Genomic DNA, 12725 nt, shown 5'->3' on the forward strand with positions numbered 1-12725 from the left:
TGCACGTGCAACAACATTGCCGATTCGCTGTAGGATTCGAGTTATCTTCTGGACAGAAGTGCGAACCCGCGAATGAGACGGGTCCTTCCTGGCCGAAGAGCCATGCGGGAGGCGCGAGCGCGGCATTCGCCTAGCGTCAGAGTGCAAACCTAGGTTTGCGCTGGTTTGCAGTTTGCACCCCCGCCTCCTCAAGCCCGCCCACGACCCAATCGTCGGCGGGCTTTTCATTTCCAACGGTGTGCGCCGCTTGCGGCCCGGTCCGGGGTCTACTCCTTCCCTGGGTCGGGCCGCTTCTTTTGGGATGCCAGAACTGAACATGCTCAACGTCGAGTACCGGAAGGTCGAGACGCTGATCCCCTACGCCCGGAATCCGCGCACCCACAGCGACGAGCAGGTGGCGAAGATCGCGGCCAGCATCGTCGAGTACGGCTGGACCTCGCCCGTCCTGGTCGATGGCGCGAACGGCATCATCGCAGGCCACGGGCGCCTCGCTGCCGCGCGAAAGCTGGGCCTTGCCGAGGTACCGGTGATTGAACTCGCGCACCTTTCGCCCGCGCAGAAGCGCGCCTACATCATCGCGGACAACCGCCTGGCGCTCGACGCCGGCTGGAACGACGAACTGCTGGCGCTCGAGTTGGCGGATCTGACGGAGGCCGGTTACGACCTCGCGCTGACGGGGTTCGAGGCGTCCGAGATCGAGGCCCTGCTGGCGGACGATGCCGACCGAGGCGGCGACCCAGAGAACGACGGCGACGGACCGGACGCGGCCGATGACGTACCCGAGGCGCCAGCCGTTCCGGTCACGCGGCCGGGCGACGTATGGCTCCTGGGGACCCATCGCCTGATCTGCGGGGATGCAAGTGACAACACTGTGGTTGCGGCGCTGATGGAGGGCTCGCAGGCCCGCCTGTGCTTTACCTCCCCGCCCTACGGCAACCAGCGCGACTACACCAGCGGCGGCATCGCCGATTGGGATGGCCTGATGCGTGGCGTGTTCGCGCTCGGCTCCCGATGGCCGAGGATGGCCAGGTGCTCGTGAACTTGGGTCTTATCCACCGCGACAACGAATTCATCCCCTATTGGGACGGTTGGCTCGAGTGGATGCGCACCCAAGGCTGGCGGCGCTTCGCGTGGTACGTCTGGGACCAGGGGCCCGGGATGCCGGGCGATTGGGCGGGACGCTTCGCCCCGAGCTTCGAGTTCGTCTTCCACTTCAATCGCCAGAGCCGCAAGCCCAACAAGATCGTCCCCTGTAAGCACGCCGGCCAGGACTCGCACCTGCGGGCAGACGGATCCTCCACCGCCATGCGGAGCAAGGCCGGCGAAGTGGGCGGCTGGACGCACGCAGGCCAGCCCACGCAGGAGACCCGGATCCCGGACTCGGTGATCCGCGTCATGCGCCACAAAGGCAAGATCGGCCAGGACATCGACCACCCGGCCGTTTTCCCGGTGGCGCTGCCCGAGTTCGTGATCGAGGCCTACTCGGACAAGGGCGACATCGTATTCGAACCCTTCGGGGGAAGCGGTACCACGATGCTGGCCGCCGAGCGGACCGGTCGCGCCTGCCGTTCGGTCGAGATCGCGCCCGAGTACGTGGACGTCGCCATCAAGCGCTTTCAGCAGAACTACCCCGCCCTGCCGGTAACGCTGGCGGCCACCGGACAGTCGTTTGAGGAGGTCCGCCGGGAGCGGCTCTACCTCACGGAGGCCGCGGCATGACCTCCTCCTGGCTTGCCGACAAGATCGAGCGGTGGCCGACCGCGAAACTGCTTCCCTACGCCCGGAATGCGCGGACCCACTCGGACGAGCAAGTCGCGCAGATCGCCGCCTCGATTGCGGAGTTCGGCTTCACGAACCCGATCCTCGCCGGGGCCGATGGCGTGATTGTCGCCGGCCACGGAAGGCTCGCCGCCGCGCAGAAGCTTGGCCTCGAGACGGTGCCGGTGGTCGTGCTGGATCACCTGACGCCGACGCAGCGCCGGGCGCTGGTCATTGCCGACAACCGGATCGCGGAGAACGCGGGCTGGGACGACGACGTGCTCCGGACGGAACTTGCTGCCCTGCAGGATGAGGACTTCGATCTCGCGCTCACCGGCTTCGATGCCGATGCGCTGGCCGAACTCCTGGCAGATGAGAACGGTGCCGGAAGTGGCGAGACCGATGACGATGCCGTCCCCGAGGTCACGGAGACTCCAATCTCCCGCCCCGGCGACATCTGGGTCATGGGCCACCACCGGCTGCTGTGCGGCGATGCCACATTGGCCGAGTCGTACCAGAAGCTGCTCGGAGACGGGTCGGTGGACATGGTCTTCACGGACCCACCGTACAACGTGAACTACGCCAACTCGGCGAAGGACAAGATGCGCGGCAAGGATCGCGCGATCCTGAACGACAACCTGGGGGATGGCTTCTACGACTTCATCCTGGCGGCACTGACGCCGATGCTCTCCCGCTGCCAGGGCGCCGTGTACGTCGCGATGTCCTCCAGCGAACTGGACGTCCTGCAGGCGGCCTTCCGCGCTGCCGGCGGCCATTGGTCCACCTTCATCATCTGGGCCAAGAACACCTTCACCATGGGCCGGGCCGACTACCAGCGCCAGTACGAGCCGATCCTCTATGGCTGGCCGGACGGCTCGCAGCGGCATTGGTGCGGCGCCCGGGACCAGGGCGACGTCTGGCAGATCAAGAAGCCGCAGAAAAACGACCTGCACCCGACCATGAAGCCGGTCGAACTGGTGGAGCGCGCCGTCCGGAATTCAAGCCGCCCCGGGCAGCTGGTGCTCGATCCCTTCGGCGGATCCGGCACCACACTCATTGCGGCGGAGAAGGCGCAACGGCGTCGCGGCTGATCGAACTCGATCCGAAGTACGTCGATGTGATCGTACGCCGGTGGCAGGACTGGACCGGAAAGTCGGCAAAGCGGGAACAGGACAATGCGCCCTTCGGCGAGGAAGCGATCATGCAAAGCTAAACGGCCACCAGTCACAATCGACCCGAAGCGGCTCTTCGCGCACGGCCGCCATTGGGACGTGAGGCCAGTGTCCCCAGACTTTCTTGTTACCTATCTCCCCGACTGATCACGTCGTCACGGCTTTGCGACCACCAGATCGCATCGAGGTGAAGCCTGGAAATACTCTTCCTTCCCGCTATTACTCGTGCCGCCTCCTGGAACTGCGCACTTGTGGATGGCGTCAAGTGCTTTACGCCTGGCCACTTCGGCAGTGTCCCGCGTCCGCTCGCGCGTTTCAGTTGTGTTGCTGTAATCAAATCAAGCGGCAACTCGAACTCGGCGTGCGCCCGGCTCAATCGAAAGGCGGACTCCAAATAGGTCGTATACGAACAATCTCGAAGGAATATGTTCAGGAGCTTTCGCGCGAGGCCCCAGTGGCGCGCACTCCGAGGAAGGGACTTGAGTAAGCCATTCGTTTCCTCTTCGAGGGCTATCCGGAATGCCGCGGGACGGGCACCAAACTTTGCGAGCTGAACCTGTCGCAGGTATGTGCGAGCAGCTTTCACCGTCCCGGCATTGCCACGACCTCGCACGGCAGAAGCTCCAACCGCGACGCGCGCGACACGACTTTGGATCGCTTGAAGAAACTCACCCTTTTTCATCCGTGGCCCTCGACGTGCTCAGCCTAACGTCTTGTTGCTGTACGACCAATCTTCACGATGGTGACAAATGGCAAAGCGGTTCCGGTCCGTCCGCACCGCTAAAGCTGGAGGCCTACTGCCCGACAAATCTTGGACCACGCCGGTTGGTCTTTGGCTTCGAGGAGTTTGCGCTCAATTGAGACAACACCTTTGCCGGAATACTTCTTTCCGTACTTCGCAAAATACTTCGCGTTGTACGCCTCGTGTCCGGGCAACACCAATTTGCGAAGCTCTGCGCTCGTCAGAACGAAGTACTCGGGCGAAGCGCTTTCGTCCAGAGGCAGGTATACAAGAACCCAGATATTTGAATTGTCTGCGGGGAGAACACCGCCAAGAACCCACTTGGATTGAGAGGTTGACTTGACCTCAATCGGCGCTGCTTTGGCCCCATTGACCGCAATGACATCGGCCTTCTTGGCGTTGCCATAGGTAACAGCGGCCATAATGCCGCGGCGGAGCAACTCGCCAGCGACCAGGAATTCGCCGGCGAGACCGATTGCATGCTTGCGTGATTGATTGGACATGGGCATCACCGTTTGAAGTCGTTGGCCTGCGCAGTTTTTCGCGCGGGACCGGCGGAATGATCGGTTCGGCAACATGCTTTCATCGCTGACTTTCGAACCCCTCGAACATCGGCTTTAGTCGGCACTGAAGAAAAGACTCCAAGAGAGAAAGCACTGGAATACCGCATTCCACACTCAGAAGAAAGTTGGCGCGATCAACGTTGCTTTTGATCCATTCGCCGACGTTGGAGTCGGTAATGCCGGACAGCCCTAGTTTGCCTTGCCCTGCAACAAGGGACTTTGCCAGATTGCTGTTTGAACTGGCTGGGCTGTAGTGTTGGCTTGTGAACCGGGCCTGACTCTTGGGGCCGACCTTTCCAACCTTGAGGCAGATCCCATTCCAGACAAATACGTAAACGGCCGCCTTTCCATTCGGTAGGGCAGACGGAGGTCTGTGTGGTGCGGGAAATGTCTCAATTGAAAGTGCGGCGGACGGCAAGGACGTTCCAGCAAGCGCAATCACTTCTCGGAAGTCGTCGAGAAGGACGTTCAAGTCACCGAGCGTCTTCATGCTGTCAACCGTCTAGGCGAGCGGCGGGCCGCTACGAATTGAGCACGTGGCACAGCACTTCCGTCCGTCCGTTCGGCCTAGAGTTGGGCGAAGTCATTTGTACCGATGGATTCGTCCTTCCAGCAACTATAGTCAACATATGGTTGCTGCAACAATTTCTGGCGAGCCTTTCTGGAGAAACGAAGAGCGACTCCATGTTTGGCCCTGGGCAAGTCCGTCAGATTGGCAGCTGGAATGACAAGAAGATGTATGGTTTTCTCGTCCGATAGACAGAGGGCAAGAGCAAAGAGAGGAGTCATGTCAAACTGCGTGGCAAAATAGTTGAGTTTGTCGATATGGCCTTTCTCTACGACGAAATTGAGACTCTCTTTCGAGCCAGGCCTAAAGAGACGGGTCTTCACCGAAACCGCGAATCTTTTCCCGCTTTTTTCAGCGATTAGGTCAGCACCCACATGGTCAACGTTGGCCACTTCAAAGCCTTTGCGGATCAGTGCGTAGGTGGCAAGTCCCTCTCCGAAATCACCGAGAAGTTTGGGAGATCGTGAGTGCGTCATGAACATTGCTTCTCCCTCCGCCTGACCAGTATTGGGTTGCCTAGTACTTGAAGCATTATCGTCCGGTAATGCAGGCATGATCATCCCCGCAGGACGACGGGTCAATGGCAGTTCGCTGTTCCGAATGTCATTCTTATGACACGCATACGGTATGCGCCGTCTGGTATCCATGGAATGTGACGTAGCGAAATGCTCGACTTCGAAGGCCTATTGTTGGCCGATCGCGCAATCTGGCAGCCGCAACCAATCGACCGCTTTAAACTGTGCAAAGCTTTCGAGGTTTGACGCTTTTGCGCACGTTAGCAGACGAGATCTTCGCTGATATCGCAGTGCGCCACGAACCCCGTCAGGTAGGGCAGCCCGCGCGGGATGCCGTGCTGCTTGCTGGTGTGGCGCCCGATCTTCCAGCTCATCCACTGTTGGGTGGCGGCGTGGATCGCGTCCTTGGGGACGCGGCCCGCGTGCATCTGGTTCAGGACGTCGTCGGCAAAGTGGCGGCCGTGCCGACTGTCGAGGAAGATCCGCACCGCGTCGAGGGACTCGCCGGTGGCATCCGCAATCGTCGTCATTGCCTTGGACCAGGCCGCGGGGGCGTCGCCCGCCATCGTTCCCCAAAAGCCCCAGGCTTCGTTTTGGGTTGCGGGGATTTGCGTGGTGGTCGTCATCGTGGTCTCCATGCGTTTGGTCGTTGCGATGGCTGTATGAACGCGCTGTTCAATCGAGAAGCCAAGCTCTTTCGGGGCGAAGAATTAGATACTCACGACGTCCAGGTTCCGGCCCCGTAACTGCACCGGGATACGCCCGTCGTACTCCGCAGGGCGCTCCTGGTAGTCGGCAAGCGCGGCCTTCAGCACCGCGCGCAGGTATCTCTCGGGATTGCGGTAATCGCGCAGGGTCGCAAGCTTGCCCGCGACCTCGGTCACGTTGAACCACTCGCCAGGCAACACGGCATCGCACAGTTCCAGCCACACCGCCATGCCCTGCGTTTCGACGAACTGCTTGGCGCCGGTGAAGACGGTGGGCGTGCTGTCAGGGTAACGCATGAGGGGTTCGTCGGGAGTCAGCATCGCCGGCATCGTCAGGCAGCGATCCGGTAAATGCGCTCGCCCCCTTGGGCCTTGTCCGAGACGACGTTGAATCCGAGCTTCTTCTTGAGGGCCCCGGCGAAGGTGCCGCGCACCGTGTGTGCTTGCCAGCCAGTAGCCTCGCAGATCTGCTGCACCGTCGCGCCCTCGGGTCGCTGGAGCATCCCGATCACGGTGGCCTGCTTGCTGTTTTCGCGGATGCGGGGACGGGGTGTCACGGCTTCTTCCGCCTGTGCCGCCACAGGAGGCGTCTCCCGGGCGTGTTCTTCGGCGGTGGCGGTGACAGTGGCCGGCGCGGGTCGCTCGCAGCCCAGGGCGTCGTAGCCCTCGGCAGCCACGAACCAGTTGGTACCGTCGGTGGTGATGAGGGCGCGGTTGAAGAGTCCGTCGAGGACTTTCTTCTTGGCGCCGCCTTTGATGTTGTCGGGGAACCACTCGATCCTGCCGTCGGTGTTCTGAATGGCGTAGGCGAGGATGGCGTGTTGGGCGGGGCTGAGTTGCATCGTGCTCATGTGCGGCTCCTTCTGGTGGTTGATGGGGTGATGTGATGAACGCGCTTCGTCCGATGGAAGCCAAGCGCTTTCTGCTTCATCAGGACGGCGACTTGATTGCCATGTGGGTGGGCGCCCCCTGCTCTGTGCCGGCTTTGTAAGCAGCCTCCAGGGCGTCGCGCAGGCTCCACACCGCGACATCGTGAAAGTCGAGGCTGTCCGAGTTGCGGGCTGCCAAGGTTTCGATCCCAAGGTGCTTCTGGGCGATGTGGGTGAGGAGGGTTTCGATTCGGCTCATGTGCTTGGTCCTCGGGGGGTGATTGAAGTCGAACGTATGAACGCGCTACTTCCGATGGAAGCCAAGCTGAATCTGCAAAATGATTGAAGAGGCTGATGGGGATCTCGATTCGCGCTTACGGCCGGCACCGTGGAGTCACCGATACCGCCGTGCACAAGGCCATTCGCGCCGGTCGTATCACGCCGGAGGCTGACGGCACCATCGATCCCGAGCGTGCCGACCGCGAATGGGCGCGCAATTCGGAGGCTCCCAAGTCCGGCACACGAAAGCCCACGGTCAAGGTTGCAACGCCAGAGCCCATAGGTGAGGCTGCTCCCGCACTCCCTGCCGGAGGCACATCGCTTCTTCAGGCGCGCACGGTCAACGAGGTGGTCAAAGCGCAGACCAACAAGGTGCGCCTGGCCCGCCTCAAGGGCGAACTGGTCGATCGGCCGCAGGCCATCGCCCACGTGTTCAGGTTGGCGCGAAGCGAGCGCGATGCGTGGCTCAACTGGCCCGCACGCATCTCAGCGCAGATGGCGGCCAGATTGGAAATCGACGCCCACGCGATGCACGTAGCGCTGGAAGCGGCCGTGCGTGAACACCTGCAGGAATTGGGCGATCTGCGCCCACGAGTGGACTGATGGGGGACGTGGATTACGAAGGGGCGGCCGAGATCGAGCGCGCGTGGCGCGAGGGGATGACCCCCGATCCGCTGCTCACCGTCTCCGAATGGTCGGATCGGCACCGGATGCTCTCCAGCAAGGCCTCGGCCGAGCCGGGGCGCTGGCGGACAAGCCGCACGCCGTACTTGAAGGCGATCATGGATTGCCTCTCGCCGACCTCACCCGTGGAACGCGTGGTGTTCATGAAGGGCGCGCAGTTGGGTGCAACGGAGATGGGGTCGAACTGGATCGGCTACGTGATCCACCACGCGCCGGGTCCGATGATGGCGGTCTGGCCCACGGTGGAAATGGCCAAACGGAACTCCAAGCAGCGGATTGACCCGCTGATCGAGGAGTCCGGGGTGCTCGCGGAGTTGATCGCGCCGGCCAGGAGCCGCGATTCAGGGAACACCATCCTCGCGAAGGAGTTTCGAGGCGGGGTGCTGGTCATGACCGGGGCTAACAGTGCCGTGGGCCTGCGATCGATGCCGGTCCGATATCTCTTCCTCGATGAGGTCGATGGATACCCGGTGGATGTGGAGGGCGAGGGGGATGCGATCTCGCTCGCGGAAGCGCGCACGCGCACCTTCGCGCGGCGGAAGATCTTCATCGTCTCCACACCCACGATTTCCGGGGCAAGCGCCATCGAGCGCGAATTTGAAGCGTCCGACCAGAGCCGCTACTTCGTGCCCTGCCCCCACTGCTCGCACCGGCAGTGGTTGCGCTTCGAACAGTTGCGATGGGAGAAGGGAAAGCCCGAGACCGCCGCTTACGTCTGCGAATCCTGCGATGAGGTGATCGCCGAGCACCACAAGACGTGGATGCTGGAGCACGGCGAATGGCGCGCGATGGTGCCGGAGAATGGGGCGAAGACCGCGGGCTTTCACCTGTCGTCGCTCTATAGCCCTGTGGGTTGGCGCAGTTGGCGAGAGATCGCGACCGCTTGGGAGGCCGCGGTGAACAAGGAAACGGGATCGGCTGCGGCGATCAAGACCTTCAAGAACACCGAACTGGGCGAATCGTGGGTCGAGGAAGGCGAAGCCCCCGATTGGCAGCGGTTGATCGAGCGCCGAGAGGACTATCCGCCAGGCACTGTCCCCGCGGGCGGTCTGCTTCTGGTGGGCGGGGCGGACGTGCAGAAGGATCGGATTGAGGCCTCCATCTGGGCATTCGGGCGCGGCAAGGCTTCGTGGCTCGTCGAACACCGAGTGCTCATGGGCGACACGGCACGCGAGGCCGTGTGGAAGCACCTCGGCGCATTGATCGCCGAGCAATGGACGCATGCCTCGGGGGCAACGATGCCGCTCGCCCGGTTTGCGTTGGATACGGGGTTTGCCACGCAGGAGGCCTACGCATTCGTGCGTGCCTCGCGAGATTCGCGCCTCATGGCAGTCAAGGGCGTTTCACGTGGCGCAGCCCTCATCGGCACGCCCTTGGCCGTGGACGTCTCGCAGGGTGGCAAGCGCCTTCGCCGAGGTATCAAGGTGTTCTCGGTGGCGGTGGGGATCGCCAAGCTTGAGTTCTACAACAACCTGCGGAAGGTCGCGGACGTTCAAGAGGACGGGGTCACGATTCGCTACCCTGCGGCCTTCGTGCACCTGCCGCAGGTGGATGCGGAATTCATCCAGCAACTCTGCGCCGAGCAGTTGGTCACCCGACGCGATCGCAATGGCTTCGCGCACCGCGAGTGGCAAAAGATGCGCGAGCGAAACGAAGCGCTCGACTGCTATGTCTACGCCCGGGCCGCCGCCTGTGCCGCGGGCCTGGACCGATTTGAAGAGCGCCACTGGCGCGAACTGGAAAGACAACTCGGCGTTGCGCCACCCGACGAGGCGCCGCCCCCGATTCATGCACTCGACTCCAACGAGGCCACCCAGAGCGGTGGCCTTGTTACTTCTGGGTCCCGAAATCCCGGCCGGCGCGTGATCAAGAGCCGCTGGCTAACCCGCTGAGGACAGGATGAGCTACACCCAAGACCAACTTGCTGCCCTGAAACGTGCACTCGCCAGCGGCGAGCGGCGCGTGAGCTTTGGCGACAAAACGGTCGAATACCGATCGATCGAAGAGCTGCAGGCAGCGATCCGGTCGGTGGAAGCCGCGCTGGCCAGAACCGCGGGCATGCCGCGCGCTCGCCAGATCCGTCTCACTTCCTCGAAGGGGACCTGATGGGCTGGCTGATCAAACTCCGGCGCAGCCTCTTCGGTGGCCGGACGCCGACCTATGACGGCATCGGCGGGGGACGACGCGCTTTCGCCTGGCAGGTGGGAAATCCCGGTGCGGTGGCCGCCCTTGCCTTCAGCCAAAACGAACTGCGCGCCAAGAGCCGCGACCTGGTGCGCCGCAATGCCTGGGCCAACTCCGCACTCGAGTCCTATGTCGCCAATGCGATCGGGACCGGCATCAAGCCGCAGTCGATGGTGGAGGACGCGAGCTTGCGCGAATCCATCCAAGCGCTCTGGCGCGATTGGACGATCGAGGCGGATGCGGCAGGACTCACGGATTTCTATGGGCTGCAGGCGCTCGCCTGTCGCGCCATGCTCGAAGGCGGCGAAGCCCTGGTTCGGCTGCGCTATCGCCGTCCCGAGGACCAACTGCCGGTGGCGTTGCAGATTCAGGTCCTGGAAGCCGAGCATTTACCGATCACGCTCAATACCACGGCCGAGAACGGCAACGTGATACGCGCCGGCATCGAATTCGACCGGCTCGGGCGCCGCGTGGCCTATCACCTGTACCGCTCGCATCCCGAAGACGGAATGCTAGCGCCGATGTCGGGTGCCGGCGGACTTTCGACCGTGCGCGTGGACGCGGCCGAAATCATGCATCTCTTCCGGCCCCTTCGCCCTGGCCAGATTCGTGGCGAGCCATGGCTTGCACGCGCGCTGGTGAAGTTGAACGAACTCGATCAGTACGACGACGCGGAACTCGTGCGCAAGAAAACCGCCGCGATGTTCGCAGGCTTCGTGACGCGGCTTGCCCCCGAGGACAACCTGCTCGGCGAAGGGGTTGCCGACGCCAACGCGGTGGCACTCGCGGGGCTGGAGCCGGGAACCATGCAGATTCTGGAGCCTGGTGAGGACATCAAGTTTTCCCAGCCGGCCGACGTGGGCGGTACCTACTCGGAGTTTCTGCGCATGCAGTTTCGCGCGGTGGCGGCCGCCATGGGTGTCACCTACGAACAACTGACGGGCGACCTCACGCAGGTCAACTACTCCTCGATCCGGGCGGGACTCCTGGAGTTTCGACGTCGCGTCGAAGCCATTCAGCACGGCGTCATCGTTCATCAACTGTGCCGCCCGATCTGGCAGGCATGGCTCAGCCAAGCCGTTCTGGAAGGTGCACTGGTCTTGCCCGGCTATGCCCGGGGCGGCCAGGCGAAACGTCGCGAGTACCTGGCCGTGAAGTGGATTCCTCAGGGCTGGCAATGGGTCGATCCCCTGAAGGAGGCGGACGCCATGAAAGCCGCTATTCGATCGGGGCTCATGTCCCGGTCGGAAGCGATCTCGGCCAACGGCTACGACGCTGAGGATGTGGACCGCGAAATCGCCGCCGACAACGACCGCGCCGATGCCTTGGGTCTCGTCTTCGACTCCGACCCGCGTCACGAGGCCCTTGCGGGCCGGCAGTCGACAGCCCAACCGCCGCAAGACACTCAAGGAAACTGATATGCAGCTGCCGCACCTTGCGTCCCGTCTGTACGGGACGCCGCTCCTGCTCGCCCGTTCCAAGCTCGACATCATCCTTGCCGTGCTCGGTGATCGTATCGGCTGGCCCGAACCGTTGTCGGCGCTACCGATTGCGCCGCAGCGAGGGCAAGTAGATCGGCCTCCCGGCATCGCCGTCATTCCCATTCACGGCACGCTCGTGCGCCGCGCGGTCGGTCTGGACGCGGCTTCAGGCCTCACGTCCTACGGCGAGATCGGCGCAATGCTGGATGCGGCGATCGCGGATCCCGCCGTCACCGGCATCTTGCTCGATGTCGATTCACCGGGTGGGGAGGCCGGGGGCGTCTTTGAACTCGCCCAGCGGATCCGCTCGCTCGCTGCGGTAAAGCCCATCTGGGCACTCGCCTGCGATTCGGCGTTCTCCGCGGCCTACGCGATCGCAGCCGCGACTTCCCGCGTCTACGTGACACAGACGGGCGGCGTGGGCTCGATCGGCGTCATCGCCATGCACGTCGATCAGTCCGCACGCGATGCCCAGGAAGGCTATCGCTACACGGCGATCACGGCCGGGGACCAGAAGGATGATTTCTCTTCCCACCAGCCGCTCGACAAGGAAGCCACCGCCCGCCTGCAAGCCGAAGTGGACCGGCTCTACGCCATCTTTGTCGATCGCGTCGCCTCGATGCGCACGCTCGAACCCCGATTCGTGCGCTCGACACAGGCCGGGCTCTATTTCGGTCCGGAAGCCGTCACGGCGGGCTTGGCCGACGCGGTGAGCAGCTTTGATGAGGCCATCGCGGACTTCAGCACCTTCCTCGCAACTCCCCGAGTGCGAAGTCTCGCGCTCGCTGCCACACGCGCGTCCCACTGCGTATCTCCCATCCCCCTTACGGAGGCAACAACCATGACAGAACCCAATCCCCCTGCAGTGACCAAGGATCCGGCAGCGCCCGCTGAACCGGTGCCCGTGCCCGACGCACCGATTGCTCGCGAAGACGATGCTGTGCAAGCGGCGATTGCGGCAACGCGAGCGGACGCCATTGCGGTAGCCGAACTCTGCCAACTAGCCGGCCAACCGCAGCGCACGACCGCATTCTTGACCGAGGGAGCGAGCCTCTCCCAGGTACGACGCACGCTGCTCGCCTCGCGTGCCGAGGGCACCGAGATCACCTCTGTCATTTACCCCGACGCGGCCACCCGGGCCGATTCTGCCGAGCAGAGCCCGCTCATGAAGGCCGTCAAGAAACTCACCGGAAAGGACTAAGC

Annotated in this window: 12 protein-coding genes and 2 pseudogenes; 7 read left to right on the plus strand and 7 right to left on the minus strand. The window is 63.1% G+C overall.

Annotation, left to right across the window (positions count from 1 at the left end; translation table 11 throughout):
* Window positions 1–316 precede the first annotated feature (316 nt).
* Together IPP91_17465 and IPP91_17470 are read left to right on the plus strand one after the other, a co-directional pair.
* Window positions 317–1719 (plus strand): annotated as a pseudogene (locus IPP91_17465) (site-specific DNA-methyltransferase).
* Window positions 1716–2971 (plus strand): annotated as a pseudogene (locus IPP91_17470) (site-specific DNA-methyltransferase). Before IPP91_17465 ends, IPP91_17470 begins: the two co-directional pseudogenes overlap by 4 nt.
* A 739-nt stretch (window positions 2972–3710) precedes the next feature.
* Here IPP91_17470 and IPP91_17475 read toward each other — a convergent pair.
* The 7 genes from IPP91_17475 to IPP91_17505 all read right to left on the minus strand — a co-directional run bounded on the left by IPP91_17475 (window position 3711) and on the right by IPP91_17505 (window position 7153).
* On the minus strand, window positions 3711–4175 hold the full coding sequence (locus IPP91_17475; protein ID MBL0143838.1) for a hypothetical protein: 465 nt from the start codon (window positions 4173–4175) through the stop codon (window positions 3711–3713).
* Between the two features lie 79 nt (window positions 4176–4254).
* Window positions 4255–4725 (minus strand): hypothetical protein, encoded by a 471-nt coding sequence (locus IPP91_17480; GenBank protein MBL0143839.1) that lies wholly within the window; start codon window positions 4723–4725, stop codon window positions 4255–4257.
* Between the two features lie 77 nt (window positions 4726–4802).
* On the minus strand, window positions 4803–5285 hold the full coding sequence (locus IPP91_17485; GenBank protein ID MBL0143840.1) for a hypothetical protein: 483 nt from the start codon (window positions 5283–5285) through the stop codon (window positions 4803–4805).
* Window positions 5286–5578: 293 nt separating this feature from the next.
* Window positions 5579–5944 carry a hypothetical protein gene (locus IPP91_17490; GenBank protein MBL0143841.1) on the minus strand — a complete coding sequence of 122 codons (366 nt, stop codon included), beginning with the start codon at window positions 5942–5944 and terminating at the stop codon, window positions 5579–5581.
* A gap of 84 nt (window positions 5945–6028) precedes the next feature.
* Complete coding sequence (locus IPP91_17495) at window positions 6029–6346, minus strand: hypothetical protein (protein MBL0143842.1); 318 nt, start codon at window positions 6344–6346, stop codon at window positions 6029–6031.
* 11 nt (window positions 6347–6357) lie between these two features.
* On the minus strand, window positions 6358–6876 hold the full coding sequence (locus IPP91_17500) for a DUF3489 domain-containing protein (GenBank protein ID MBL0143843.1): 519 nt from the start codon (window positions 6874–6876) through the stop codon (window positions 6358–6360).
* Between the two features lie 79 nt (window positions 6877–6955).
* A complete protein-coding gene (locus IPP91_17505; protein ID MBL0143844.1) occupies window positions 6956–7153 on the minus strand; it encodes a hypothetical protein in 198 nt (65 codons plus the stop codon).
* A 95-nt stretch (window positions 7154–7248) separates the two neighbouring features.
* Between IPP91_17505 and IPP91_17510 the strand changes: the two genes are divergently transcribed.
* Genes IPP91_17510 through IPP91_17530 form a run of 5 tightly spaced genes read left to right on the plus strand, consistent with a single transcriptional unit; the run spans window position 7249 to window position 12723 of the window.
* Entirely contained in the window at window positions 7249–7776 is a 528-nt protein-coding gene (locus IPP91_17510) for an elements of external origin (GenBank protein ID MBL0143845.1), read from the plus strand.
* Window positions 7776–9749: a phage terminase large subunit family protein gene (locus IPP91_17515; protein MBL0143846.1), complete on the plus strand. Its 1974-nt coding sequence runs from the start codon at window positions 7776–7778 to the stop codon at window positions 9747–9749. The genes IPP91_17510 and IPP91_17515 overlap by 1 nt, the downstream gene beginning before the upstream one ends.
* Before the next feature lie 7 nt (window positions 9750–9756).
* The gene (locus IPP91_17520) at window positions 9757–9963 is read left to right on the plus strand and encodes a hypothetical protein (GenBank protein ID MBL0143847.1); all 207 of its coding nucleotides are present in this window, start codon (window positions 9757–9759) and stop codon (window positions 9961–9963) included.
* Window positions 9963–11459, plus strand: a complete 1497-nt coding sequence (locus tag IPP91_17525) for a phage portal protein (protein ID MBL0143848.1) — start codon at window positions 9963–9965, stop codon at window positions 11457–11459. The genes IPP91_17520 and IPP91_17525 overlap by 1 nt, the downstream gene beginning before the upstream one ends.
* Before the next feature lies 1 nt (window position 11460).
* The gene (locus tag IPP91_17530; GenBank protein MBL0143849.1) at window positions 11461–12723 is read left to right on the plus strand and encodes a S49 family peptidase; all 1263 of its coding nucleotides are present in this window, start codon (window positions 11461–11463) and stop codon (window positions 12721–12723) included.
* Window positions 12724–12725: the final 2 nt, after the last annotated feature.

It is taken from the genome of Betaproteobacteria bacterium (assembly GCA_016720855.1).
Taxonomy (GTDB): domain Bacteria; phylum Pseudomonadota; class Gammaproteobacteria; order Burkholderiales; family Usitatibacteraceae; genus FEB-7.

Coding starts and splice junctions, on each gene's coding strand:
- IPP91_17525 (MBL0143848.1), top strand. CDS start 9,963: ATGGGCTGGCTGATCAAACTCCGGCGCAGCCTCTTCGGTGGCCGGACG.
- IPP91_17520 (MBL0143847.1), top strand. CDS start 9,757: ATGAGCTACACCCAAGACCAACTTGCTGCCCTGAAACGTGCACTCGCC.
- IPP91_17490 (MBL0143841.1), bottom strand. CDS start 5,944: ATGACGACCACCACGCAAATCCCCGCAACCCAAAACGAAGCCTGGGGC.
- IPP91_17515 (MBL0143846.1), top strand. CDS start 7,776: ATGGGGGACGTGGATTACGAAGGGGCGGCCGAGATCGAGCGCGCGTGG.
- IPP91_17485 (MBL0143840.1), bottom strand. CDS start 5,285: ATGTTCATGACGCACTCACGATCTCCCAAACTTCTCGGTGATTTCGGA.
- IPP91_17530 (MBL0143849.1), top strand. CDS start 11,461: ATGCAGCTGCCGCACCTTGCGTCCCGTCTGTACGGGACGCCGCTCCTG.
- IPP91_17480 (MBL0143839.1), bottom strand. CDS start 4,725: ATGAAGACGCTCGGTGACTTGAACGTCCTTCTCGACGACTTCCGAGAA.
- IPP91_17495 (MBL0143842.1), bottom strand. CDS start 6,346: ATGCTGACTCCCGACGAACCCCTCATGCGTTACCCTGACAGCACGCCC.
- IPP91_17475 (MBL0143838.1), bottom strand. CDS start 4,175: ATGTCCAATCAATCACGCAAGCATGCAATCGGTCTCGCCGGCGAATTC.
- IPP91_17500 (MBL0143843.1), bottom strand. CDS start 6,876: ATGAGCACGATGCAACTCAGCCCCGCCCAACACGCCATCCTCGCCTAC.
- IPP91_17505 (MBL0143844.1), bottom strand. CDS start 7,153: ATGAGCCGAATCGAAACCCTCCTCACCCACATCGCCCAGAAGCACCTT.
- IPP91_17510 (MBL0143845.1), top strand. CDS start 7,249: ATGGGGATCTCGATTCGCGCTTACGGCCGGCACCGTGGAGTCACCGAT.